This window comes from Gammaproteobacteria bacterium (assembly GCA_035546635.1).
Taxonomy (GTDB): Bacteria; Pseudomonadota; Gammaproteobacteria; order JAURND01; family JAURND01; genus DASZWJ01.
Genome location: DASZWJ010000023.1, coordinates 1 through 26,549 on the forward strand (window position 1 = coordinate 1; position 26,549 = coordinate 26,549).

Below are 26,549 nucleotides of genomic sequence, written 5' to 3' on the forward strand. Positions count from 1 at the left end.
CGGCAGGATTTGCGCGAACGAGATGTCGAGCCACCATACCGAAAAGCCGGTCAACGCGACAAGCGCGAGCGGCGCGCCGATTTCGATCGCCCGCCGTTCCGGTGACCTGGCGAGCAGCGCGCTGTGCCGGTCGAGCACAGCGGTCGCGCTGTCGCCGAAGACCGGCGCACTCATCCGGCGTACTCCACCGGCGAGAGGCGATGGCGGATGCGCTCGGTCAGCAGGTCGATGATCGCCACGGTGACGATGATCAGCAGCAGGATCGCGCTGACATCGGTGTAGTAGAACTTGCGGATCGCGACGAACAAATCCTGGCCGATGCCGCCGGCGCCGACAAAGCCGACAATCGAGCTGGCGCGCACGTTGATCTCGAAGCGCAGCAGCGTGTAGCTCGCGAGGTTGGGCAGCACCTGGGGCAGCGCGCCGAACCGCACCGCATCGGCAAACCGGCCGCCGGTGCTGCGCACACCCTCGACCGGGTTCATGTCGATATTTTCCGCCACCTCGGTAAACAGCTTGCCGAGCGTCCCGAAGCTGTGAATGCCGATCGCCAGCACGCCGGCAAGCGGGCCGAGCCCAAAGGCGCTGACGAAGATCAGCGCAAACACCAGATCGGGCACGGTGCGGCAGAATTCGAACAGGCGCTTCACCGTCCATCGCAGCGCGCGGCTCGGCGCCAGGTTCTCGGCGGCGCAGAATGCCAGGACGCCCGCGCCGAGCGCGCCGGCCAGCGTCGCCAGATAGGCGATCAGCACCGTGTCGAACAACAGCTTGAGCCAGCCGCCGAGGTTCCAGTACCAGTCGGCGAGATCGCCGGTCAGGTGGTCGGCGTGCAGTTTCGGCATGATCCGGCCGAAATAGCTGGTCAGGCCGGAGAGGTGATGCAGCAGGTTGCGCAGGTCGATCTCGGCATAGCGCCCGGCAACTGCGACGAGCACCAGCAGCACGCCGAGCACGGCGGCGTATTGCCGTCGCCGGCGTGCCACCTCACGCCCATACGCCCCGAGAAGCTGGTCGACCCGCCCTCGCGGCAGGCTGGGGAGCCCGGCGGTCATGTCATCTGGCGGAACGTTTGTCGTTCCGGGGCGGCCCTCCGGGCCGAACCCGGAACCCATGAACACGATACTCCGCCACGGTGGCGCAACTACCAGCCATAACGGCGACCTTCTGTGTTCTGGATTCCGGGTCCAGCCCCTGCAGGCTGTCCCGGAACGACGATGCTTGCAAACCTCGCCGCGGCCCTCAGCTCGCCTTCTTCTTCCGCTGGTCGTCGACCCACTGGATCATCTCGACGATGTCGGCATAGTCCTTGTGGGTGACGGCGACGAACTCCTTGTCCTTGCCGTCCGACAGGCGGTCGAACGCGGCCTTGTCCTTGGTGGGCGCGTCCATGAACGCGGCGACAATGGCCTTCTTCAGATCGTCCGGCAGGTCGGTAAGATAGGCGTAAGGCGAGCCCGGCAGGATCGGGGTCTTGAAGATCCGCCGAAAATCTTCCTTCTTCACCATACCCTTGTTGACCATGCGGGTGAGGTTGGAGTCGTCTTCGGAGTTGTACCAATCGGCACAGCAGTCGACCGTGCCCTTGTCCAGCGCCATGACGCCGTTCTCGTGGCTGCCGGTGATGATCGACTTGCCGAAGAACGTGTCGACGTCGATCCCCATCTTGTGCAGGTAGAAGCGCGGCGCGTTGTAGCCGGACGTCGAGTTCGGATCGACAAAGCCGATGGTCTTGCCCTTGAGGTCTTCGATCTTCTGGTAGGGGCTGCTCGCCTTCACATAGATGACCGAGTAGTAGCCGATCTCGCCGGAACCGTTTCGCGTGGTGACGAACGGCTCGGTCTTGACGCCGGTCAGATAGGCTTTCGAGTACGACGCGGGGCCGTAATAGGCGATCTGGATGTTGCCGGCCCGCTGCCCCTCGATAACCGCCGCATAGTCGTTCGCCAGCCGCAACTTGACCGGCACGCCCAGCCGCTTTGTCAGATAGTCCATATAGGGCGCGTAGCGGTCGCTGACGCCCGACGCGTTCTCGGCCGGGACGACGGCGAAGGTCAGCTCCGGATACCGGCTCTTCCAGTCGGCGCGGGCGAGCCGGGTGGTCGCCAACAGCGCGGCGCCCGACAGCAGGACTTCACGGCGGTTCAACATTCTCCCCTCCTCGACTGCAGCAATTATCCGGTCGGCGCCGGCTCATCCGGCGGGCTGGCCCAGCGCCGCGAGCGGCGCCTCGACGGCGCGCGGCGGCGCGGCGGCGCCCTCCGAGGCAATGCCGTAGAGCTCACGCGCGGCGATGTCGGTGAGGCTCGCGGTGGCGCCGTCGAAGACGACCTCGCCGGCCGCCATGCCGACGAGGCGGTCGCAATAGGCGCGGGCGATCTCCAGCGAATGGAGATTGCAGATCACGGTGATGCCGAAATGCTTGTTGATGCGCCGCAGCGCATCCATGACGACGCGCGAATTATGCGGGTCGAGCGAGGCGGTCGGCTCGTCCGCCAGGACCAGTTCCGGCTCCTGCACCAGCGCGCGGGCGATCGCGACGCGCTGCTGCTGGCCGCCCGAAAGCTGGTCGGCGCGCTGCGCGGCGAGCGGCGCCATGTCGAACTGTTCGAGCGCCGCGAGGGCGACGGCCTTGTCCGCGTCGGGCCACCAGCTCAGCATCGCCCGCCACGGCGGCACCGTCGCGAGCCGTCCCATCAGCACATTGGTCAGCACGTCGAGCCGGCCGATCAGGTTGAACTGCTGGAAGACCATGGCCGCGCGGGCGCGCCATTGCCGCAACTCGCGGCCGCGCAGGCCGGTGACGTCGACGCCGTCGAACAGGATGCGCCCGCCGCTCGGCTCGACCAGGCGGTTGACGAGGCGCAACAGCGTCGATTTGCCCGCGCCGGAGCGGCCGATGATGCCGACGAAACTGCCCTTGTCGATTTGCAGCGAGATATCCGCGACAGCGCTTTTGGCGCCAAACCGCCGCGACAAACCTTCGAGTACCAGCATGAACAACGCTCGCTTTGTGGTCCGTCCGAGGGACGCCAGGAAAGCGCCGGAAGGGGGTATGGGCGGCCCGTCGGGGCCGGGCCGGCGGTTTCTTAACAGCCCAACCGCGACTCGGCGGTTACCGTTTTATGGCAATCGCGTGACACGGCGCGGCGCGACGGCCATCGCTCCGGTCGGAGGGATTTGCCGCGTTTTGTTGTTATCGACGGCAGGCAGTCCAATTGCATAAAGGCAGCGCCATGGTCGTCATCAGGCCCAACCCGCGGCGGATGCGGGCCTTTCTCGACAGCCCCGCCGAACGCCCGGGACGGTTGACGGCGAGACCCGGCAGGTTTCCGCGGGCGGCCTGGGAGCGCGTGCTCTTTGCGGTCGGGGCGGGCGCGGCGGTCGCGGTCGCCGCCGTCGCGGTGATTGCCATCGTCTCACACTGAGCCTGACACCCGCGCGAATTCGCGGCATCATCCGTGGCTGACGCGCGGCGATGGGAGGCGGCCAATGGCGAATTACAGCATCTGCCTGGGAACGGCCGGCTGGGGTGTCTGGCACAGCCCCGATTCCGGCCAGTCATGGACCCGGCACCGCGCCCCCTTCCCGCTCAACAGCCGCATCCAGGCCCTCGTGGTCCATCCGCACGAGCCGCGGACCGTTCTCGCCGCCGGCGACACCGGCCTGTTCGTGAGCCATGACAGCGGCGAGCGATGGGAGCGCCGCGGCGGCGCCGATGCGCTGCCGACGATCTGGTCGCTGACCATCGACCCGGCCGATCCCGACATCCTGTTCGCCGGCACCCGCCCCGCCGGCGTCTATCGCTCGGGCGACGGCGGACGGCATTGGCAGAAGCTTGCCGTCGACATTGCCCCGGAATGCTCGATCGGCGTCCCCTTCGTCACCGGCCTCGTGGTCGACCCCGACGACCACCGGATCGTTTGGGCCGGGGTCGAGATCGACGGCGTGTTCCGCAGCGTGGACGGCGGGGATAGCTGGACCCGGGTCAAGACGGGTCTGTACGACCCGGACATCCACGCCATGGCGGTCGCCCGGACACAGCCGAAGCGGCTCTACGCCAGCACGGCGCGCGAGATGTTCGTCAGCGACAATCTGGGCGACACCTGGCAGTCGCTCGACATCCGCGAGAAATGGCCGCTGCCCTATGCCCGCGGCATCGCGGTCAAGACCGATGACCCGGCCGTGCTGTTCGCCGGCTGCGGCGAGACCACGACCGGCGAGCGGGGCCACGTGCTCCGCAGCGCGGATTTCGGCGCGACCTGGGAAATCCTGCCTCTCCCGGCCCCGGCCAACGCCACCGTCTGGGGGCTGGCCACCCACCCCGCCGAACCGAACCGCCTCCTGGCCTTCAGCCTGTTCGGCGAAGTCTACGTCACCGAGAACGCGGGGGCTTCCTGGCGCAAGATCGCCCGTGAATTCGGCGAAATCCGGACCGCCGCCTGGCTCCCGAACTGAGCCGACCAGCCCGGCAAGCTGGCGTCCCCAAGGGGATTCGAACCCCTGTTGCCGCCGTGAAAGGGCGATGTCCTAGGCCTCTAGACGATGGGGACGGGACCTAGTGGAACTAGCGCTAGCCATTAAGAAGGTAATCATTTGATTATATGGGCTTTTTAAAACTGGGTATTTTAAGATACTCCAAGAAGTTACCCCCTTGCTCATCACTTTGCGCTTGGCTCTAAGTTACGAGAACAGGCTTTATACACTATATTTTTATTGGTATCAATCAAAATGGGCTAAAAAAAGTAACTGTCTTTTAATCGCAGGGTTCTAAGGATGTTTGTTGTCCTTGCTAATATGGTATATCCATATAATGGAGAATTTATGTGCAAACAACTAAGGTCGGTTTAAGATAGCTTTCTACGGTGCCGCCTATAAAACAAAACTTATTCTTCAAGCAATGTTTCCTATTTAAAAAAAATTTTGCAAGATTTTTTAATCCATTTCCAGCAATTCAAAGGCTAACCTTAGTTTGTAGTTTTTTGTAAAAACCCCAAAGAGGCTGCACTTATTTTCTCAGTATGGTATGATACATAAAATATTTAAGCATAACCTAAGATAGATATTTGAATTGCAGCGACACTCAGAAAAGCCAATAGATAATTATTAGCGCGAGATGCCAATTTTTTTATGTGTTTTTGTTCTTTTTTGACCAAAATTGCCTTATCGCCTGAATGGCAAAGAATCTCTCCCTCTTGTAGTTGCATCCTCTCAGCTATTTTATTCAATCAAACTACCAGGTTTAGCATTATCTCTTTTAGACATAGGGGTTTTTCCCATGATTAGGGTTCTGCTAGTTGACGATCATGACATAGTGCGGGCGGCTATTAAGTCTTTGCTGAAGGATGCTAAAGATATTAATGTCGTTGGTGAGTCAAGCAATGGAGAAGATGCCATTCGTGTAACTCGTGAAGTAATGCCGGATGTTGTCATAATGGATCTAAATATGCCAGGCATGGGTGGTTTTGAAGCGGTCATGCGTTTATTACAAATCAAGCCAGCCCCGAAAATATTGGTTCTCAGCACTTATACTAGTGGATTAGTCCCAGCGCGTTTACTAGATTTAGGTGCTTCTGGATATTTAAGCAAGCGAGCGAACAGGGAAGAAATGATATGCGCAATTCAAGCTGTTAACGCTGGAAAGCGATATATCGATCAATCAATGGAGAAAGCCATTGCTTCACTTCATATTGGTTTGCAAAATAATCCCCACCCGATGATGCAGTTGTCAGAGCGTGAATTACAAGTTCTTATAATGATTGCTCATAGTGTTAAAAGACATGAAATTGCTAAAAATCTGTACCTTAGCAAGAAAACGATAGATGGTTATGTAAGCAAGGCATTAAAAAAGTTAAACGCGAATACAGAGGCTGAAGCTGTTCGAATAGCTATTGAAAGTGGTTTGATTAATACAGATGGCTAGTAGTAGGGCAGGCAACATTTTCATGATTAGAGTTGTAATTACAAGCCCAGAAGCAAAAAGACCAACCATAGTAGCTCCAGTTTTTATCCTTTCTTTCCAACTTCATTTTTACCTAATTTTTTTACCAGTAAACAAATAGTTTTAAAATCAAGAAAATCAATGATTCTTTAATTAACAAGAATAAGCGATCATGGCTACTCTTCAGCTTGGGGGGTCGATATCGTTAGCTAAGAACTTTCTGGCAGAAGTTACCCCCAAAGTTACCCCCCGAAAACTGTTGGATACCAATAGGTTGTATGGGATTTTATTGAACATATTGAAAGTTAAGTCTTTGTTTTTATTAGGTTTTTAAGCTTATTGGGAAGACTTGGGATTTTAATTTGGTGGAGCTAGGCGGGATCGAACCGCCGACCTCTTGCATGCCATGCAAGCGCTCTCCCAGCTGAGCTATAGCCCCGAGACCGGTTGCCGGTCATCAAAGAACAGAACGGCGATTCTAGGAATATTGCTGGTGACTGTCAAGTTTAGAAAATGTGTTATGGCTAAATAAATAGCTAGCGTGAAGGCTGGTATTGATTGTTTTGCATTCTTATTTATACTTCCCTATCTAAAATTTCAATCTTAAGGAAAACTTATGAAGCAGATCATTAGAATCGGTTTAGTGGCAGCGGGAATGTTGTGTTTAAGTGCTTGCAAGCCTGGTAATTATTATCCTTTTGGATATAAACCTGGCGGTACTAACATCCCATCGCAGGTATATTATACCCCCCCCACAGATCATCCTGTCAGCCCCTGGTTGCCTAAAGCTAAGCAGCCGAAAGTTTATGTTGAACAGCCGAGGACTAATGCTGAGCAGCCTCAAGCCAATGTGGTGCAGTCTAAGGTTCCTGTTGCGCAGCCGGCTAAGGCTAAGCAGTCTAAATATATTGAACAGCCTGATGTGAGTGAGAATGAGTCTACTGTTGTTGAGCAGCCTAATACTCATACCCAACAGCCTAAGATTGCACAAAAATTTCCGATAATGTAGTTAGGTTTATTTTGGCACTGAATTCCCTTCTCTCCATAAAGCATTCTGACATAGCTGTCGTCCTGTCCTAGCTGTCACCCTTCGCTTACGCTCAGGATGACAGCTAGGACAGCAGAGGAAATAAATTCAAATGATTCAGCAAAGCCGCCACAAACGTGATGCTTAGTTTGGTGCGTCTATCCTATTGGGCTAAAGAAATAAGTTACCCCTCAAACATCACAAGCCAATTGTAACTTATGCACCGCCGCTGCCAATCGTTCCAGTCCTTGTTTTAAAACTTCAAGACTAGTCGCATAAGACAAGCGCATATAACCCTGTGTACCAAAAGCTGATCCTGGCACCACCGCGATTTTCGCCTCTTGTAATAAATATTCAGCAAAATCCAAATCCGTTTTGGGTCCTTCCTCTTTGAGGATATTTTCCACGCGCACAAAAGCATAAAATGCGCCATCGGCGGAAGCGCACTCTAAACCTGGAATCGCATTGATTTTCTCAACGACAAAATCATGGCGGCGTTTAAATTCATCCTTCATCGTGGTAATGCAGGATTGATCGCCGTTTAATGCCGCTTCCACGGCTTTTTGGGCGATGGAGTTCGCATTGGAAGTCACTTGCGATTGCACCTTCTTCATTGCAGCGATGACTTGTGCGGGTCCTGCGGCATAGCCGATGCGCCAGCCGGTCATGGCATAGGCTTTGGAAGCGCCATTGATGACAATCGTGCGTTCGTACAATTCTGGGCAGGCATTGACGATATTCACAAATGGTTCTTTAGTCCAAAGGATATGTTCATAAATATCATCAGTCGCGATCAGCACCCGTGGATGTTGATGTAACACTTCACCTAACTGCCGTAGCTCCGTTTCACTATAAGCCATGCCTGAGGGATTGGAGGGGCTATTTAATATCACGACGCGGGTTTTGGGGGTGATGGCGGCTTCTAATTGAGCTGGAGAGATTTTAAAGCGCTGTTTAATTTGGGTGTGAATAGTGACCGGAGAGCCATCAGCCAGTAACACCATATCGGGATAGGAGACCCAATAAGGCGCCGGAATAATGACCTCATCAGCGGGATTGAGCAAAGCGGTGAATAAATTGGCAAAAGATTGCTTGGCGCCATTGCTGACTAGAATCTGATTGGGTTCGTAGTTGAGGTGGTTTTCGCGGGAGAATTTATGAATAATGGCTTGTTTTAAACCAGGAGTACCTTCCACTGGCGTGTATTTCGTGAACCCCTCGTGTATGGCTTTGATAGCCGCTGCTTTGATAAATTCGGGGGTGTCGAAATCAGGTTCACCGATGCTGAGATCGATAATGTCTTCACCTGCAGCTTTAAGCTCCGCAGCACGGCTGGCGACGCTTAAGGTAGCTGAGGGCTTGATGCGGTTGACTTTATGCGAGAGTGGGATATGCATGGGCTGGTTCCACAAGGGTTAATTAGAAATAAAAGATATAATGTACTATGCCATAATCATGGGATGAAAGCATCAGGTGGGGAGCTTTAAGAATGGTAGCGTTGTTCAACAACTCTGCAGAGTACGAAAAAACTCACAACCTTCTCCAACAAGGGGAGAAGGTTGTGAGTTTTTTCGTGCGCTACAGAGATTCACAACTCTGTACTAGACAAAAAATATTGTCATTCCCGCGAAGGCGGGAACCCATCCTTGAAAGGCATAAAAGCATCATTAATTTTATCAAAATGAAATTCTAATCGTCTTTAAAGGGTTTGAGTGCCTGTTAAGGATGGGTTCCCGCCTTCGCGGGAATGACAGTGCTTTTTTGTAAATGACGTTTTTTGTCTAGTACAGAGGATTCACAACAGTGCAGGCGGACTCTTAAGACTATCTTAATTTTTATCAGATAATATGGTAAAAGGTGAGAAAGGTGCTGTACCGAGAGGCATCTTCCCAAAGCCATTACTTCAAAATTTTAAATTTCCCAACGTATGGATTAGCGATACAGAGCCTTGCTCATTGCAGTTAAAAAGGAGAGTTGAATAACTCAACCCGTAAAGTGAGAAAAACCATGCCTATTCGTACCAGTTCAACCGCCAATAGATCAAAGCAGAATCTGCGAAAATTAACTGATGGTCTCAATGGGCTGGCGAAATCGCTTTACCAAGATGAGGCTGAAAAAGATCTAAAACCTTTAAAAATTATAAAAAAATCTGCTCCTAAGCCCCCCACGCCAGAAGTCCAGCCGGAATCCAATGCGCAACTGCCTAGTTACAGTAAAGTGATACAAGAGTTAGCTGCTAATTCCCCAATCAAGCGACCTGCAGCGCAAAAAACCGCTAATCCCAATCAAAAATCAGCAACTTTGAGTGGAGAAGCGGTAGACTTCTTTAAAGATGAATATGCTTCAGGATTGACTGAAGAGCAACGCATTGCACTGGCTATTGCTTTGGCGAAACAAGAGGATAATCGTGAGTATGCTGAGGAATTTCCTGAATTAGAAGACCTGGAACATCGGGGGGCTGCATTTAGATTAGGTGGTTAACCAAGGGCTGTCATCCTTCGCTACGCTCAGGAGAGCAATGTATTGAATATAATAAGATTTTGTTAAGTTGAGCCATATATGATAGAGGAATAAAAAGCTCGTATTTCATGTGGTCTAATGAATGTAGTACTAAAGTAAAGAGAAAAAGGTTAAAAGGTACATAAAATGACTGACAAAATTGATAGAGAAACGAATTTATGGATTGAGCGCGGTAAAATTCGAAAAGAATTGGAAGAATGGCATACTAATTCAGAATTTAAAAGAAATAAACACCCTGATTATGGTAAACGATTACTAGAAAGAAAAAATCGAAATACCACGGAATTAAGAAAATTAGGATTTCTTCACAGTCCTAAATCTAAACCAGAGATATTAGACCCAAATGATCCAGATGAAGATGTTCAAGCAAAGCTATTAACAAATAGCTTTTTTGACATGCAGCGTTTGGAGCAACAGGATAAGCAAATAGCAAAACAAAATAAATTACAAGAAGAAAAAAAACATAGTGAAGTTATGGCTAATTTAGAAGCTAGACTGAAGGAGCTACAAAAAGATGATAAGGTTTCGCAAGCTTCAGTTCATACTACCTCGGTTAGCTCTTTTGCCCCACATTCAGATTCTCAACGCAAAGTATCTAACACAGAATCTGATAAGAAACACACAGTAGTGGATTCTTCCCACAGAGTGCTGTCTCCACCTGCGCCTAATAGGAATGGAACACCAGAGGAAAAGAAAAGATATTGGGAATTAATGGGTAAAAAGTCACGAGACAAATATGCACAAAACCAAGATGGCATTCGAAAAAGCCTTCAACAGGTAAGAAATACTATTCAGGGATTAACACAAGCAAAAAATGAACTACGAGATTTAAAGAGTTCAGTTTCTCAAAATACTTCAAGATCTCAACCTAACCATCCTATTCAGTCGACATCTATTTTGTCGGTGCCAACTACTGGAGAAAGAAAAATGAGTGCTGATAAAAAACAAGCAGAATTAACCCAAACCCCTAAACCCATTGCATCCAGTGCTTCTTCACCTTCAAGTAGTAGTTCGCCAACTAGCTCATCAACGGTTGAGGAAAAACCTAAATTAGAGTTTGAACGCCTGGTTGAAGATTTTAAAAAAGGTCCCCAAATATATTATCAGCCTTTAGATGAATATCGGAGAAGCTCAGAGGGTGACGCTCCATTTGTGCCCAATTTGACTATTGAAGAAGAAGAAGATTTTATGCTGGATGGAGAACAGAATGATGAAAGGTCATCCTCATTATCTCCTGATTTAATGAGTACACCCTCCTTATCGGATACATCTACAACACCTGCTTCTCTAACTTCTCCAAGCATAGCATCACTTGCTCCTTCAAATACCAATCCCAAGACAGAGGAAAAAAAATCAAATGTAAAATCTGAAGAAGACATTAATTATGATACTCTTCTAAAATACATACAAAACGAGGCGACGCCGCGTCGTGACATGGCTTATAAATTGCTGCCACCCTCTCAAGACCTGGAAAAAGATGAGGTAGCTAAAGACCTAAGTACTCTTTTAGATAAGATAAAAGACCTAATGGATGGAGATTTTGAACAGGGAGTAGATGAAAACCTGACTAAGGCAAAGAAATATCAGGAGAATCATCGGCAGTTACTTATCCAAGTTGCTGAATTAAATAAATATATTAGCCAACACTATAAAACAAGCGAATATTTTTCAAAATATTGTGCTTCAGAAATGACTGCTAATCCTGTTCACAGTGCTTCGTTAGTTGATTCAAAAAATATTAGTCAGTCTGGTTTACATACATCTCCTTCGCCAAGCGCCCCAACAGGTGGGAATGGCGTTAGTGCTCCTCCATTATTATCTACATCTGAAGTTAAATTTAGTACCACTTCATCAAGCAACCCAACAAATTTATATCCTCCGCTATCAACTACTTCTACTTCAAGCACGATTAGCCAGCCTGGCTTACCACCATTAACTTCGCCAACTCATCCAAATTCATCCAGTTTTCCACCGGGGATAAATCCAAGTTGGGATGGGAATTCTATGCCTTCAACTTCAGCACCTGGGGTATATCCTTCTAGCTTTGCACCTCCTTCTATTGCTTCTGGAGATATAGGCGAAAACGATGGTCCTGAATATGATCCTATTGACTATCCAGATCTATATCGCGGAAGTACCCAGTCTAGAGATAACCCTGTTCCGTATGCATCTTCTAACCAAGGCGGCACTGGCCAACCCCAACCTAGCGCATTTCCACCTGCACCTGGCGCTCCCTCCCCTGGGATATCAGAGCAGAAATCACCTACAGGACCAGGTGCTTCTAGATTCTCAGGTGCGCCGAGTGATCCTCCTGTGCCCTCTTTACCGACTTCAGCTGAAATTGCAGCAAAAGGAGCTGATTCAATTTCAACGCCGCGTTCAGTAGTATCATCCTCATCTTCAGATAGTTATAGCCGTATAACCCGAAAGACTATAGCGGCAACAGCTCCGCGTACAAAACAAGATCAGGATAGGCAGATAGCCCAAGCTTTGGGTCATTCAATAGCAACTCTTGAAAATGATCTAAGAAAAGGCGGGGCAAGTGCAGATGAAATAAAAAGTAAAGTAAAAACAGCAATGGATGAAAGTATAAAATCGAGTAAGAAACTCACAAAATTGAATGAGGCAGACAGTGAACGCTTGATAAAATTAGGGCGGGATGATGAACTGAAATCTTTAGGCATTACCACTATGATTCCTTTTCAAGGATCTTCTCCTGCGCCTATTGTACCATCGTCTCCCACTCGGCCAACCACAACAGCTAGCCCTTCTCCTGGTGGTGCAAGTGGGGGTCCACAATCCTGGCACGCTTCACGAACAGCTCCGTATGATGAGGCACGAGTAAGACAAGAACTTACGGAACATTTTAAAAATCATCGAGGTTATAATCAGTTGGATGATTTTTCTAAATATCAAGCAAATGAGGGGTTTAAAAGAGTTGTTGATGACCTTCTTCGTAAGGCAAATAGCGAAGCTAATGGCAAGTCAGATCCAGACAAAGCAAAGATATACAAAAGTGCGCTGATAGAAGGTGAAAAGCAAATTCAAGATGTAATTAATGAGGAAGCTCATAAAGCATCACCACCAGCTTCAGCACCAAACCCATGGTGAAAGTAGCGAAACCATCAACCAATTTAATGTGACATAGAGAACAAACCAATGACCCAACCACGAGCCGATTCAACTTATAGCGATGTAACCCAAGAGTTAAATCCTGGCATGACCAACAGCGCAATTGCCAAGGGCATACAACTGGAACAAGAAGCACTGAACGGGCGGCAAAAATGGCAGCAAGCCACTTCGGCGCCGGTTGAGACTTTGGAGCTGGAAGTGCAGGAGGAGTCGCGGGAAGCATTATTTCAGCGCAGTAAGGCGGAGTTTATTGCTAGCCTTGAGGCCAAAGAATTAAGCACTGCCAAGCGACAATTGGCGCTTTTAGCCGGTTTATCCGCATTAAATCATATTTTTCAAGAAGCAGATTTCGATGATGCAGAAGCAGTTGGCGATGACATCGCTGAATTGGCTTATGAAGCTGCGCAGAATGCGAATGAGGATGAATTGGAATGCCTAGCAGAAGATGAATTGTATGACTGGTTAGAGGAAGGGGTAGGGGATAGCGATTTATTGACGGAAGCACAGCGTATAGCTAGGTCGATACAAAAGGATTTTTTTGAATCGCATGACGCGGAATCTTCTTATTCACCCTCGTTTTAGGATTTATAAGTTCTCACCTCCTTTTTCAAAGGGGGTGAAAGTTTATGTAAAATTCACTTCCCAACTTGCAAATTTACATAAAAAAGCTTAAGCTAGCTGCATGTTCGAACGTCTAATCGCTCCCACGCTACAATCCCTAAGCCAAAGCTTTAAAATCATCGTGCTGACGGGTCCTCGCCAAAGTGGCAAAACCACATTGTTGCGCCACCTTTTCCCTGATTATCATTACGTGAGTTTGGAATCACCGGATATATTGTTATTTGTGCAGCAAGACCCACGCGGTTTTTTGCAAAGTTATTCAGGTCATTGGATTATCGACGAAGCGCAGAATTTCCCCGGCCTGTTCTCTTATCTACAAGAACTCATAGACACCCCACAAGAAAAACGCCGTTTTATTCTATCGGGGTCGCAAAATTTTCTATTGGCCGAACATATCAGCCAAACCTTGGCCGGCCGCGCCGCCATTTTAGAATTATTGCCATTGAGCTATGCAGAATATTTATCTAGCCCCAATCAGCCGGAGCTAAGCTTATGGGAGTTTCTATTTCAAGGTGGCTATCCACGCCCCTACTATGAACATTTGCCCTTAAACATTTGGTATGACAGCTATATCCGTACTTATTTAGAGCGTGATGTTCGCAGTCTTATTCACATCAAAGACCTGGCAAAATTTCAACTTTTTCTCAGATTATGCGCAGGACGGCATGGGCAGTTGTTGAACATGAGTGAGTTAGCTAATGCTTCAGGTCTATCTCATACCACCATATCGCATTGGCTAAGTATCCTGGAAGCCAGCTACATTGTTTTTCGTCTGCAACCCTACCATAAAAATTTCAATAAACGTTTGGTAAAAACGCCGAAATTATATTTTTATGATTCGGCTATTGTCTGCCGATTATTGCAAATTGAATCTGCAGAGCATTTACAAATGCACGCCAGTCGCGGCGCGATTTTTGAAGGATTTGTACTCGGGGAAATTATCAAATCTACTTTAGCTAAAGGACAAAGACCTTATTTGTATTTTTGGCGAGACCATTTAGGTATGGAAATTGATGCAATTATTGAACAGGGTCAATATTTACAAGCGGTAGAAATTAAGTCTGCGAATACCATTACCCCTGATTATTTTAAATCCCTGCAGCAATGGAAAAAAATTGTAGGAGAAAATCATGTGCATCGTTATTTAGTCTACGCGGGTGATAATGCTAGTAACCGCAATGATATTCAAATACTACCTTGGAATGAAATTGGTTCAGGATTGATGAATTATAAATAATTTGCAGGTAAATAGAAGATGTGTCTATACCTCCTGGGAGATATGGAGTATTTCAAGGGGGAGAAGAGCAATGTAATTAGTCGCCGGCACGCAATTTAAAAAATGCACGTCGTCCCGGCAGGAAGCCGGGACGACGTGCATTTTTTAAATTTCGCGCCAGCGACTAGTTATCTCCTATAAAAGCTTCATAGGTAATGCTATTCTCAAAGCAAGAACCCTCCAAAATTATCCGGGAGACATAATGCCAAAACTCTTTACCCTCGAATCCTCCTACAAACCGGCAGGCGATCAGCCGCAAGCGATTAGCAAGCTGATCGATGGCATTCAACAAGGATTAGCCCATCAAACTCTTTTGGGTGTGACCGGCTCCGGCAAGACTTATACCATTGCCAATGTCATTCAAGCCGTACAACGTCCGACACTGGTATTAGCGCCGAATAAAACTTTGGCAGCGCAGCTGTATGCAGAAATGCGCGGATTTTTCCCACATAACGCGGTGGAATATTTTGTTTCTTATTACGATTACTACCAACCGGAAGCCTACGTACCCTCGTCCGATACCTATATTGAAAAAGACGCATCGATTAACGATCAGATTGAACAAATGCGTTTATCCGCCACTAAAGCCCTGCTGGAACGTAAGGATGTGATTATTGTAGCGACGGTGTCAGCAATTTATGGCTTGGGTGATCCGCAGTTGACGTTGAGTATGTTGTTGCACTTAAGCCGCGGTGACCAAATTGAACAGCGGCATTTATTACATCGTTTAGCTGAATTGCAATATACCCGCAATGATACAGATTTTCGTCGTGCGACTTATCGAGTACATGGTGATGTCATTGATATTTTTCCGGCAGAATCGGAAAGTGAAGCCGTGCGCATTGCTTTATTTGACACGGAAATTGAGGATATTAACTTTTTTGATCCGCTCACCGGAGAAGTACTGCGCCGCGTGCCGCGCGTGACGATTTTTCCGAAAAGTCATTATGTGACACCGCGGCAGCGTTTGCTGGATGCAGTGGATTTTATTCGGCAAGAATTGGCGCTGCGTTTGGCGGATTTACATCAAATGCAAAAACTGGTGGAGGCGCAGCGTTTAGAACAACGCACGCGTTATGATTTAGAGATGATTATGGAGCTAGGCTATTGCAACGGTATTGAAAATTATTCGCGTTACTTATCTGGGAGGAGCGCGGGTGAACCGCCACCGACTTTGGTGGATTATCTGCCGAGTGAAGCGTTGCTGGTGATTGATGAATCACATGTCACCGTGCCGCAGTTGGGGGCGATGTACCGTGGTGATCGTTCACGCAAAGAAACGTTAGTGGAATATGGTTTCCGTTTACCTTCCGCTTTAGATAACCGTCCGTTGCGTTTTGATGAATTTGAACATTTGATGCCGCAGACAATTTTTACTTCAGCCACACCAGGAGATTATGAGCGTCAGCATTCTGAGCAGATTATTGAACTGGTCGTGCGTCCCACTGGTTTGATTGATCCTGAAGTTGAAGTGCGCCCAGTTGCGACGCAAGTCGATGATACTTTATCGGAAATCCAGTTGCGGGTGGCTCGCGATGAAAGAGTATTAGTGACGACTTTGACTAAGCGCATGGCAGAAGATTTAAGTGAGTATCTGGCAGAGCATGGCGTGAAGGTGCGTTATCTGCATTCGGATATTGATGCAATTGAGCGTGTGGAAATTATTCGTAATTTACGTTTGGGTACGTTTGATGTGTTGGTGGGTATTAATTTACTGCGAGAAGGTTTGGATTTACCGGAGGTATCGTTGGTGGTGATTCTGGATGCGGATAAGGAAGGGTTCTTGCGTTCTGAGCGTTCTTTAATCCAGACCATCGGGCGCGCGGCGCGTAATATTCATGGTAAGGTGATTATGTATGCCGATAGGATAACCCATTCCATGCAGCGCGCGATTTCAGAAACCAATCGCCGTCGTGAGCTGCAGACGCTTTATAACCAGCAGCATGGCATTACGCCCAAAGGTATTGAAAAAGCCGTCAAAGTAATTTTAGAAACCAGTGAGGAATTTTCTCCGCAATCACGTGAACGCGCCGAGCGTGTCGCAGAAGAGGCAGCGGTGTACCAGGTCATGCCGGCGAAGAAGTTAGCGAGGGAGCTTAAAAAGTTGGAGGAAAAAATGTACCGTCATGCGAAGAATCTCGAATTTGAAGAGGCGGCGCGGGTACGAGATCAGATTAAGCATATTCAGGAAGTGACTTTTTCGGGATAAATTTTCTCCAATTAAGCTCTCTACAGTTTCAAGCCTGTGAAAAATCACTACCTAATTTGAGGAGGCTCATATTCACGAGGAGTATCTCCCATCTTTTCTCCTAATAATTTGCCATATAAAGAACTTACCCTGTCATACGCTTTTTGCAATTCTGTATTATTTTGTTCATGCGTTAACCTTTTAGTTAATGCATTGTAAAGATTTTTGAGGGTTTCAAAACGTGTTTCAATGCCAGCTTCGGCAGCTTTATCGATTTTATTAGTTTCCTCTTCAGTTAAGAGCATGGTTTTATTGAGAAAAGTCTCGATTTCAGAATAACCATTTTTGTTAAAAGGTTTTACTTCAATTCCTAGTTGAAGCTCTCTCTCAAGGTTTCTTTCAAGCGTTGCAAGTTCTTGTTCAGGGGTTTTTTCTTTGAAGAAAAGTGTTGTCATAGCGGTCTCACAATTGGTTTCTAAAAGATAAACCATTTTAATAAGTAATTCTTATGGTTTTCTGAAAATTTTTGAGAAATTAAAAATAACTATATTTAAGCAAAAATAGGTAGTAGATGCGCTTAAAAATACTAAAAATACAGAGAAATATCTGTCTAAAACTTGCACAATCTCATTTTTGAATTATATTTAAATTATGACTGCTAGTTTTTTTATGGCCTGAAGCAAGTGAGTAAGTTGAATGGAGGAGTGTGTTATATGAATACTTCAGTGCAATATTTAACGGATAAAGAAATGGAAATCGTCATCGGCGGGGGTGCTGGACCCGTTATAAGCCGTGGGTGGAAAGGCTGGCATTTTTGGGAGCCGAGAAATCATCCCATACCAGTAGACCCTCCGGTACATATTTGGTAGAAATTCTTCAAGTTTGTTGTGGGATTCGCAAGTGCTTTGTAGTTAATTCACAGAGCACTTGCGTTTTTTTTTGGATATTTTTCTCTCTCTTCAGCCGCTGCTTTTTCCCTTCTCCCACAAGGGGAGAAGGGAAAAAGCAGCGGCTGAAGAGACAAATTTACTGAATAGTTCCAGTAAATTGAATATAATCCCTTCTAGTTGGAATTTATATCATCAGGAGATACCCATTTATGCCGCATCCCATCAAAAAAGCTGTATTTCCCGTTGCTGGTTTAGGTACACGATTTTTACCGGCCACCAAAGCCAATCCCAAAGAAATGCTACCCATTGTCGATAAACCACTTATTCAATATGCGGTCGAAGAAGCTATTAAAGCCGGCATTAATGAACTTATTTTTGTCACTAGCTCCAGTAAAAGAGCCATAGAAGATCATTTTGATTCCAATTTTGAATTAGAACACACATTGGAACAGCGCGGACAAACAGAACTGTTAAATATTGTGCAAGAAGTTTTACCGGCGAATGTCTCGTGTGTTTATATCCGTCAGCGTAATCCACTAGGTTTAGGGCATGCAGTATTGTGTGCGAAAAATCTGGTAGGAAATGAACCGTTTGCTGTTTTGCTAGCCGATGACTTAATTGAAACAGGTGCCTACACTTGCTTGACGGAGATGGTGGCTTGTTATGAAAAGATGCAGGGTAGTGTGATTGCCGTAGAAGAGATTCCTCGGGAAGAAACTAGCAAATATGGCATCGTTGCTTTAGAGCAACAGCAGGGAGGTGTGGGGCGTATTCAGACTATCGTTGAAAAACCTGCACCCGAACAGGCACCTTCAAATCTAGCCGTGGTGGGGCGCTATTTACTGACTCCGGCTATTTTTGACATGTTGGAAGAAACTGCAGCCGATGGCCGTGGGGAAATTCAATTGACTGATGCAATATTTCGGTTGTTAGATAAAGAATCTGTTTTTGGTTACCAGTTACGCGGCAAGCGTTATGATTGTGGCAGTAAGCTGGGTTATTTGCAGGCGACGGTGGATTTTGCTTTGAAACATAAAGAGTTGGCGGATGATTTTAAAGGGTTTTTACAGGAGTTGGTCAAGGGGTTTTAGTTGTTTGTTTGTCTCCTTCAGTTGGCGTGTTCGCAAGAGGTTACTTAATCATTTAACAACGCCAGCAAAGCGCTAGCTGCTTGCTGTGATCCACCGCCTTTACCCAGTTTCTCTTTTACCTGCAGCAAATTCTGCTGCATGGTATCGTGATAATCCTTATCTTCCAGTATATGGCTGATTTCTGCACAAATATTCTCTACATTCGCTTCATGCTGTATCAATTCTTTCACAATAGCCTTGCCGGCAACGATGTTGCATAAGCCAATATAAGGAATTTTGATAATGCGTTTGACGATATGATAAGTCGAGGCGGCGGTTTTATAGACAATCACCATGGGGACGCCCATCAAAGCGGTTTCCAATGTGGCCGTGCCCGAGGTGACAATAGCGGCATCGCATAACTGTAGGGCGTTATAGAATTGCCCGGAAATCACCTGTATGGGTAGATCGCAATGTTGCAAATAAGGCGCTAGATCTTCACGGCTTAAGGAGGAAGCCAACGGCAAAACAAAATTTAAATCGGGGTAGCGGTTTTTCAACTGTTGGGCAGCGGCTAACAGCACAGGTAATAAGCGTCGAATTTCCCCTTTACGGCTACCAGGTAATAAGCCGATCACACGGCTTTTTGTGTCAAGATTGAGCTCTTGCTGCATTTGCGCTTTATCAATGTTGGGCTGCACTTTGCCGGTCAAAGGGTGGCCGACAAATTCTACGGGAACGCCACTTTTTTGATAAAACTCTGCTTCAAAAGGGAAAATCACCAGCATTTTATCGACGCGTTGACGTATGGTTTTGACGCGTTTTTGTTTCCAAGCCCAGACTTGAGGGCTGATGTAATAGAGTACTTTGATGCCAGCTTTTTTGGCGGCTTTGGCGATTTGCAAGTTGAATTCAGGATAGTCAATGAGTACGACTAGGTCGGGCGGTTGTTGTTTAATCAGTCGCCTGAGCGTTTTCCAAGCGCGGAAGATGGGGGCAAAATGCTGCAGGATTTCTATGGCGCCCACTACCGCCAAAGGTTTGGAGTCGACAATGATTTCCACTCCGGCTTTGCGCATTTGTTCTCCGCCCATGGCAGAAAAATGCACATTGGGGTCGATTTTGTGTACTTCTTGCACGAGTTGCGCAGCATGATGGTCGCCGGAGGCTTCGCCAGAGACGATGAGTACGCGTTTTGTGGAGGGTGAGGTCATTTAAGTTGGGTTTTATGTTTGTGGTAGCTTTGTGGCTCTCTCTTTTCTTGCAATACAAGCGCCAACTAAGCACTGTATCCCCTCTCAAGAGGGAGTTATGGTGCTTATCCTGAAGCCTATGCCCCAAGGAGAGAAGATGCGGAAGGGAGAGAAGGAAGCATGGTTACACCCTTACCCCTCAGCCGACTCCATAGCCTGGGTTTTTTTAAACAACTCCATCTGCTGATTCACAATATTGGTAATCTCAATCGCAGTGGCGAGTGCCCGCTTGCCATCTATGCCTGAGACCACCGGCGGTTTCTGATTTTCGATGGAGTCTAAAAACGCGATGATCTCATCACGCAGGGCATCGCCTTGTTCAAAAGCTTGCTCCTCGCAGATGATTTCTGGGATGCCGGGGAACATTTCATTGGTGCCCTTGCGATGGATCGCGAGCTGTTTACCCTGCAAGTCAACGGAAATATAAGCTTCCGGCTGGAATAACCGTAGGCGGCGTTCTTGTTTTAAGTACACGCGGCTGGCGGTGACATTGGCAACACAATGGTTTTCAAACTGGATGCGGGCATTGGCGATATCGATCTGATCGGATAACACACAAGCGCCATTGGCATGGATTTGTTTAATTGGCGAGCCTACTAGGTATTGAATTAAATCGATGTCATGGATCATTAGATCGAGTACTACACTGACATCAATAGAGCGCAGTTTGAAAGGTGCAAGCCGACTGCATTGGATAAATCGCGGTCGATCTAGATATTTTTCCAAGGCATTGACGACGGAGTTGAAGCGTTCTAGATGGCCAATTTGTAGTACTAATTTATTTTTATCAGCTATCTTGATTAATTCATCCGCTTCAGCGACGGTGTTGGTGATGGGTTTTTCTAAAAGTACATGTACACCATGTTCAAGAAAGACTTTGGCGATCTGATGATGGGATTGGGTTGGGGTGACGATACTGACGGCATCGACTTTACCAAGTAGTTCATGGTAATCCTGGGTAGCAAGTACCCCGTGTTTTTGAGCAATTTCGTTACTTTTGTCTGCATCTGTATCGCAAACACCAATTAATTGGGCATTCGGTAGCTTGGCATATTTTTCGGCATGAAATCGACCAAGGTAGCCGACACCGATTACCCCGCACTTAATTATTTTCATGTTTTAATGGTCACTAGGCATGTTGGTATGGAGATGGTTGGCAAATTGTTCTGGATGGGTTTGAAGGATACAGAACTGTTGTATGTTATCTATCACTCTTCCTCCTTCCTTGAGGATAATTCAAAGTATAGCCTTTTTGCAACGTGTTGGATACGGGGCAAAGCGGTGTTTATGTCACAATTTTGAAATATTCGCATTTTTTTTCTTTGGAATCAATCTATAGATTGTATAGGGTTTGTAGCTGCTTCTATTACAGCCATAGCATTTTCCCTTCTCCCATCCCACCAGGGGATTCCCTTCGGTCACAGACGGGAGAAGGGAAAATGCTATGGCTGTAAGAGGAAAATTAAGATGCAATATCCGCAAATCTATATATACTGATTTCCCTTTAAACACGGAATTTAAACGGAAGTCCCTATGAATAAACGCGCTCCCCAATCTCAAGCGCCGCGCTTGTTATGGAAAACCGAACATGCGTTGACTGCGGGTGTGGATGAAGTCGGGCGAGGTCCATTGGCTGGACCGGTGTTGGCGGCTGCGGTAATACTTGATCCTAAACGGCGCATTGCGGGGCTTGGGGATTCTAAGCTTTTGACGAAAGAACAGCGTGAAGCGGTTTTTCCACTGATACAAGAGCGAGCAATCGCCTGGGCGATTGGCCGGGCGGAAGTGGCGGAAATTGACAGTTTAAATATTTTTCATGCCAGTTTATTAGCAATGCGGCGGGCGGTTTTGGCATTGTCGGTGGTGCCGCAGCACGTTTTGGTGGATGGCACGCACTGCCCCACATTGCCTTATTCAGTTCAGGCCATCGTCAAAGGCGATCAGAAAATTGCTGCGATCAGTGCAGCATCTATTTTGGCTAAGGTGGTACGTGATCGCGAGATGATTGCGCTGAGTCAAGAGTATCCTGGTTATGGGTTTGAAAAGCATAAAGGTTATGCGACCCGTGAGCATCAGGCGGCTTTGCAGCGTTTAGGGCCTTGTGAATTACATCGTCGCGATTTTAGGTCAGTGCAATTATCGGTGATGCCGGAGATTTTTGCAGAAGTTGAGCCCTAACTGTTATCCTGAGTTTTCTTGTCATGCTTCGCTTACGCTTAGGATGACAGCAAAAAAACTAGGACGATAGTCTTCAGTCATATAATATGCATATCAAACTCAAAAATTACTTATGCCGCAACCACAGTTCATCCACTTACACCTCCACACCGAATATTCCATGATCGATGGTTTGATCAGCGTCAAACCGTTAATGAAAGCCGCAGCCAAAGCCAATATGCCGGCAGTGGCCATTACCGATCATTCGAATCTATTTGCGATGGTGAAGTTTTATCGCGCCGCGCAAGCAGCGGGTATTAAACCGATCATTGGCGCTGATTTATGGATTCGTAATGCCGCAGATGATAAAAAACCCCACCGACTGATATTGCTGTGCCAAAACCACACGGGCTATAAAAACTTAACGCAGTTGATTTCAAAAGCTTATTTGCACGGACAACATTTGGGAATGCCATTGATAGATAAATCCTGGATACCGGGATTATCCAGCGGTTTAATTGCCCTATCGGGAGGACGTGAGGGGGATATCGGCCAGGCGTTGATTGCTAACCAACCCAAGTTAGCAGAGCAATTATTGACAGAATGGCATGCATTGTTCCCCGAGCGATTTTATCTAGAATTGCAACGCACTGGTCGTGAGCAGGAAGAGTTGTATCTGCAGGCAGCATTGGCTTTAGCTGCCAAGATGGATATGCCGGTAGTGGCAACCAATGATGTGCGGTTTTTAAACCGTGAGGATTTTGAAGCGCATGAAGCGCGAGTGTGTATACATGGTGGTTGGGTGTTGGATGATTCGCGTCGCAGAAAAGAGTATACCGATCAGCAATATTTTCGCAGCCCTGAAGAAATGGCTGCCTTGTTTTCTGATATCCCAGAAGCATTGGCGAATAGTGTCGAAATTGCCAAACGTTGTAATGTCGAGTTATCGCTGGGCAAGAGTTTTTTGCCGAATTTTCCTGTGCCGGAGGGTATGGCAGTTGATGATTTTTTTCAGCAACAATCTAAAGAGGGATTAGCACAACGTCTCATTAACCTGTGGGGGGAAGGAGTCTATGTAGCACAACTTGCCACACCATCAGCTCCCAATTCCCGTCACGCCTATGAAGAACGCCTGCAGTTGGAGATGGCGGTTATCCAGAACATGGGTTTTACCGGATATTTTTTAATTGTGGCTGATTTTATCCGTTGGGCTAAACAGCAAAATATTTTTGTAGGACCGGGGCGTGGTTCTGGTGCCGGTTCTTTAGTTGCTTATGCTTTGGGAATTACCGATCTTGATCCGTTAAAACATGATCTATTGTTTGAACGTTTTTTAAATCCTGAACGCGTTTCCATGGCGGATTTTGATATTGATTTTTGCATGGAAGGTCGTGATCGGGTGATCGATTACGTTGCACAAAAATATGGTCGTGACAGCGTAGCGCAGATTATTACTTACGGCACAATGGCGGCGCGTGCGGTGGTGCGTGATGTTGGACGCGTGTTGGGAAATCCATATGGGTTTGTCGATAAACTGGCGAAATTAATTCCGTTTGAATTAGGCATGACGTTGAAAAAAGCGTTGACTGATGAGCCGTTATTAATGCAGCGTTATCAACAGGAAGAAGAAGTTAAAACTTTAATTGATTTGGCGTTGAAGTTAGAAGGCGTGCCGCGCAATGTGGGTAAACATGCTGGCGGTGTGGTGATTGCGCCTTCGGTTTTGACGGATTTTACGCCGTTATATTGTGAGCCAGATGGTGAAAACCGCGTCACGCAATTTGATAAAGATGATGTTGAAGCAGTCGGTTTAGTGAAGTTTGACTTTCTAGGATTGCGTACGCTGACAATTATGGATTGGGCGTTACAAACAATTAACGCTAAGCGTAAAAAACAAGGTGAAGCTTCTGTCGATTTAAACAGCTTGCCATTGGACGATCAGCAGACTTTTGAGTTACTGAAGTCTTGTCAGACGACGGCGGTGTTTCAGTTAGAGTCGCGTGGTATTAAAGATCTAATACGCCGCTTAGCGCCCGATCAGTTTGACGATATCGTGGCGTTGGTAGCGTTATTTCGACCGGGTCCATTGGGATCAGGCATGGTGGATGATTTTTTAAATCGTAAGCATGGACGTGCGCAAGTTGAATATCCTCATCCTAGTCTTGAGCCAATTTTACGCTCGACATATGGTGTGATTCTCTATCAGGAACAGGTGATGCAGATCGCGCAAGTGTTGGCCGGTTATACCTTGGGGGGTGCAGACATTTTGCGCCGCGCTATGGGTAAGAAAAAACCTGAGGAGATGGCCAAGCAGCGCGCGATTTTTGTCAGCGGTGCAGGCGCTCGCGGTGTCGATGAACAGTTGGCTAATCAGATTTTTGATTTGATGGAGAAGTTTGCCGATTACGGATTTAATAAATCACATTCGGCGGCCTACGCGTTGGTGTCTTATCAAACGGCGTGGTTAAAGGCGCATTATCCAGCGGAATTTATGGCGGCGGTTTTGTCTTCGGATATGGATAATACGGATAAAGTAGTGCGGTTTTTTGAAGATTGTTTGAAGATGGGATTGATAATTAAAGCACCGGATCTTAATCAAGGGCAGTATCAATTTACCGTGAATGCAGAAGGTGAAATTCTTTATGGATTAGGCGCAATTAAAGGGGTGGGTAGTGCGGCGTTGGATGGTATTTTAGAAGAGCGGACAGATAAGGGCGCTTTCAAAGATTTGTTTGAGTTTTGTGTGCGGGTGGATACGCGTAAAGTCAATCGCAAGGTGTTGGAAGCGTTGATTCGCTCAGGTGCTATGGATTGTTTTGGAATGGAACGTGCTGTGTTATTTGCTTCTGTGGATGCTGCATTACAAGCAGCGGAACAGGAAAGCCGTGCGCGTTTGCAGGGACAGACGGATATATTTGGCGGTGATTTTAATTCACAAGATACCACGCCTGCCGCGCATTATGCCAAGGTGCAACCTTGGCCGGATGCTTTACGCTTGGCAGGTGAAAAAGACACATTAGGTTGGTATATCTCTGGTCATCCCATTATGCGTTATGAGGAAGAACTTGCACAGTTTGCCGTGCCGCTTAGTGCTTTAAGACCAACGGGTCGGGATAAGCTGATTTTTACGGCAGGTTATGTATCTGCCTTGCGTATTACGCAGACTAAATCAGGTAATCGTATTGCTTATTTGACGTTGGAAGATCGCACGGGTCGCGTCGAAATGATGGTGTTTTCGCAAGTTTTTGACAGCTGCCGATCGTTATTGGTGAAAGATCAGTTATTGGTGGTGGAAGGCGAGGTCAGTGTGGATGAGTTTACCGATGGTTATAAATTGGTAGCGCGACAATTGTATGACATGGGTGGGGCACGAGAAAAATTTGCTAAATATTTATTGCTGCATCTGAAAGAGAAGCAAATAACGCCGGAATTTTTTTCAGCGTTTAAAAAAGCTTTGACTAGTGCTGCTGGGGGTAATTGTCCGGTATGGGTGGAGTATCACCAGAAAATGTCTACGGCACGTTTGGCGTTGGGCGAGGAATGGCGAGTGAAGCCGGGTGAATTGGCGTTAGAAGAATTGTATGCACTGTGCGGGTTGGAGAATGTTAGTTTGGTGTACGGTTGATGGATTTTTCTTCTTACAGCCTTAGCCTTTTTCCTTCTCCCGTCCCACAAGGGGATTCCCTTCGGTCACAGACGGGAGAAGGGAAAAAGTCACGAATGTAAGAAGAAAAAAGCTAAGGCTGTATAGATTCTACAAACTCCAATCAATCTCCCTCTTCCCTTGTTGCCGCAGTAACTGATTGGTTTTAGAAAAATGCTCACATCCCAAAAACCCACGATGTGCCGATAAAGGCGAAGGATGCGGTGCTTTCAGCACATAATGTCTACTGGCATCAATAATTTTTCCTTTACGTTGCGCAGGCGAACCCCACAATAAAAATATCAGCCCTTCTTTTTCTTCATTTAAAATCTGAATCACCTTATCCGTAAAAATTTCCCAACCGATGTTGGCGTGTGACTGCGGTTTTCCCGATTCTACTGTTAAGACTGTATTCAATAGCAACACACCTTGCTTAGCCCATTTTTCTAAACAACCGTGGTTGGGTATGGGTAAACCAAGATCATTATGCAATTCCAGAAACATATTTTGTAGCGAGGGTGGGGGAGCGATTCCCGGTTGTACTGAAAAACACAAACCATGTGCTTGATTTGCACCGTGGTAAGGATCTTGGCCAATCAACACCACATTGACTGCTTCAAGGGGCGTGTATTTAAACGCGTTAAATATATCAGCTGACTTAGGATAAATCTTTTTACCAGCAGCTTGTTCAGTTTTGAGGAAATCCAGAATACGTTGAAAATAAGGTTGTTGTTTTTCATTGGCGAGGACGGTTTGCCAGGTTTTGGTTTGGGTTGCTTCCATTACGGTATCCTTGTCTTATTCGAAGGGATTATTGAAAAATTTTAGGTG

The 26,549-nt window shown here is 47.3% G+C and carries 20 protein-coding genes, 2 tRNA genes and 1 pseudogene; 12 read left to right on the forward strand and 11 right to left on the reverse strand.

Translation table 11 applies throughout. From position 1 onward, the window contains the following. Positions 1–170: 170 nt before the first annotated feature. The 3 genes and pseudogenes from phnE to phnC all read right to left on the reverse strand — a co-directional run bounded on the left by phnE (position 171) and on the right by phnC (position 2,997). The gene (gene phnE / locus VHE99_05965) at positions 171–1,055 is read right to left on the reverse strand and encodes a phosphonate ABC transporter, permease protein PhnE (GenBank protein ID HVV68562.1); all 885 of its coding nucleotides are present in this window, start codon (positions 1,053–1,055) and stop codon (positions 171–173) included. Positions 1,056–1,242: 187 nt separating this feature from the next. Continuing rightward, complete coding sequence (gene phnD, locus VHE99_05970; protein ID HVV68563.1) at positions 1,243–2,151, reverse strand: phosphonate ABC transporter substrate-binding protein; 909 nt, start codon at positions 2,149–2,151, stop codon at positions 1,243–1,245. 108 nt (positions 2,152–2,259) lie between these two features. Beyond that, positions 2,260–2,997: pseudogene (gene phnC / locus VHE99_05975) on the reverse strand (phosphonate ABC transporter ATP-binding protein). A gap of 495 nt (positions 2,998–3,492) precedes the next feature. Here phnC and VHE99_05980 point away from each other — a divergent pair. Then, the gene (locus VHE99_05980; GenBank protein HVV68564.1) at positions 3,493–4,458 is read left to right on the forward strand and encodes a hypothetical protein; all 966 of its coding nucleotides are present in this window, start codon (positions 3,493–3,495) and stop codon (positions 4,456–4,458) included. A 19-nt stretch (positions 4,459–4,477) separates the two neighbouring features. Here VHE99_05980 and VHE99_05985 read toward each other — a convergent pair. Both VHE99_05985 and VHE99_05990 read right to left on the reverse strand, forming a co-directional pair. Beyond that, positions 4,478–4,553: transfer RNA gene (locus VHE99_05985), tRNA-Glu, on the reverse strand. A 489-nt stretch (positions 4,554–5,042) separates the two neighbouring features. Further along, the gene (locus tag VHE99_05990) at positions 5,043–5,228 is read right to left on the reverse strand and encodes a hypothetical protein (GenBank protein HVV68565.1); all 186 of its coding nucleotides are present in this window, start codon (positions 5,226–5,228) and stop codon (positions 5,043–5,045) included. A gap of 50 nt (positions 5,229–5,278) precedes the next feature. On the opposite strand from VHE99_05990, the gene VHE99_05995 reads away from it, so the two are divergent. Continuing rightward, positions 5,279–5,923, forward strand: a complete 645-nt coding sequence (locus tag VHE99_05995) for a response regulator (protein HVV68566.1) — start codon at positions 5,279–5,281, stop codon at positions 5,921–5,923. Positions 5,924–6,304: 381 nt separating this feature from the next. Here the strand turns inward: VHE99_05995 and VHE99_06000 are convergent. Beyond that, positions 6,305–6,380, reverse strand: a tRNA-Ala gene (locus VHE99_06000). 177 nt (positions 6,381–6,557) lie between these two features. Here VHE99_06000 and VHE99_06005 point away from each other — a divergent pair. After that, entirely contained in the window at positions 6,558–6,950 is a 393-nt protein-coding gene (locus VHE99_06005) for a hypothetical protein (protein HVV68567.1), read from the forward strand. A 209-nt stretch (positions 6,951–7,159) separates the two neighbouring features. On the opposite strand, the gene VHE99_06010 is transcribed toward VHE99_06005, so the two are convergent. Then, complete coding sequence (locus VHE99_06010) at positions 7,160–8,365, reverse strand: pyridoxal phosphate-dependent aminotransferase (GenBank protein HVV68568.1); 1,206 nt, start codon at positions 8,363–8,365, stop codon at positions 7,160–7,162. A 610-nt stretch (positions 8,366–8,975) separates the two neighbouring features. On the opposite strand from VHE99_06010, the gene VHE99_06015 reads away from it, so the two are divergent. From VHE99_06015 to uvrB, 5 genes are all read left to right on the forward strand, one after another. Continuing rightward, positions 8,976–9,449 carry a hypothetical protein gene (locus tag VHE99_06015; GenBank protein HVV68569.1) on the forward strand — a complete coding sequence of 158 codons (474 nt, stop codon included), beginning with the start codon at positions 8,976–8,978 and terminating at the stop codon, positions 9,447–9,449. A 165-nt stretch (positions 9,450–9,614) separates the two neighbouring features. Continuing rightward, positions 9,615–12,599 (forward strand): hypothetical protein, encoded by a 2,985-nt coding sequence (locus VHE99_06020; GenBank protein HVV68570.1) that lies wholly within the window; start codon positions 9,615–9,617, stop codon positions 12,597–12,599. Between the two features lie 48 nt (positions 12,600–12,647). Then, positions 12,648–13,202, forward strand: a complete 555-nt coding sequence (locus VHE99_06025; protein ID HVV68571.1) for a hypothetical protein — start codon at positions 12,648–12,650, stop codon at positions 13,200–13,202. A gap of 100 nt (positions 13,203–13,302) precedes the next feature. Continuing rightward, a complete protein-coding gene (locus VHE99_06030; GenBank protein ID HVV68572.1) occupies positions 13,303–14,478 on the forward strand; it encodes an ATP-binding protein in 1,176 nt (391 codons plus the stop codon). 241 nt (positions 14,479–14,719) lie between these two features. Next, complete coding sequence (uvrB, locus tag VHE99_06035; GenBank protein ID HVV68573.1) at positions 14,720–16,726, forward strand: excinuclease ABC subunit UvrB; 2,007 nt, start codon at positions 14,720–14,722, stop codon at positions 16,724–16,726. 47 nt (positions 16,727–16,773) lie between these two features. Here uvrB and VHE99_06040 read toward each other — a convergent pair whose 3' ends face one another. Then, a complete protein-coding gene (locus VHE99_06040; GenBank protein ID HVV68574.1) occupies positions 16,774–17,160 on the reverse strand; it encodes a hypothetical protein in 387 nt (128 codons plus the stop codon). Between the two features lie 258 nt (positions 17,161–17,418). Here VHE99_06040 and VHE99_06045 point away from each other — a divergent pair, with 258 nt between their 5' ends. Both VHE99_06045 and galU read left to right on the forward strand, forming a co-directional pair. Then, complete coding sequence (locus tag VHE99_06045) at positions 17,419–17,574, forward strand: hypothetical protein (protein HVV68575.1); 156 nt, start codon at positions 17,419–17,421, stop codon at positions 17,572–17,574. Between the two features lie 230 nt (positions 17,575–17,804). Continuing rightward, positions 17,805–18,686, forward strand: coding sequence for a UTP--glucose-1-phosphate uridylyltransferase GalU (gene galU / locus VHE99_06050; protein HVV68576.1), 882 nt, complete (start codon positions 17,805–17,807; stop codon positions 18,684–18,686). A gap of 44 nt (positions 18,687–18,730) precedes the next feature. Here galU and lpxB read toward each other — a convergent pair whose 3' ends face one another. Then, positions 18,731–19,879 (reverse strand): lipid-A-disaccharide synthase, encoded by a 1,149-nt coding sequence (gene lpxB / locus VHE99_06055; protein HVV68577.1) that lies wholly within the window; start codon positions 19,877–19,879, stop codon positions 18,731–18,733. Positions 19,880–20,050: 171 nt separating this feature from the next. Then, on the reverse strand, positions 20,051–21,034 hold the full coding sequence (locus tag VHE99_06060; GenBank protein HVV68578.1) for a Gfo/Idh/MocA family oxidoreductase: 984 nt from the start codon (positions 21,032–21,034) through the stop codon (positions 20,051–20,053). A gap of 417 nt (positions 21,035–21,451) precedes the next feature. Between VHE99_06060 and rnhB the strand changes: the two genes are divergently transcribed. Together rnhB and dnaE are read left to right on the forward strand one after the other, a co-directional pair. Continuing rightward, a complete protein-coding gene (gene rnhB, locus VHE99_06065; GenBank protein ID HVV68579.1) occupies positions 21,452–22,096 on the forward strand; it encodes a ribonuclease HII in 645 nt (214 codons plus the stop codon). Positions 22,097–22,208: 112 nt separating this feature from the next. Continuing rightward, entirely contained in the window at positions 22,209–25,700 is a 3,492-nt protein-coding gene (dnaE, locus tag VHE99_06070; GenBank protein ID HVV68580.1) for a DNA polymerase III subunit alpha, read from the forward strand. Between the two features lie 129 nt (positions 25,701–25,829). Here the strand turns inward: dnaE and ung are convergent, their stop codons facing one another. Beyond that, a complete protein-coding gene (ung, locus tag VHE99_06075; protein ID HVV68581.1) occupies positions 25,830–26,501 on the reverse strand; it encodes a uracil-DNA glycosylase in 672 nt (223 codons plus the stop codon). Positions 26,502–26,549: the final 48 nt, after the last annotated feature.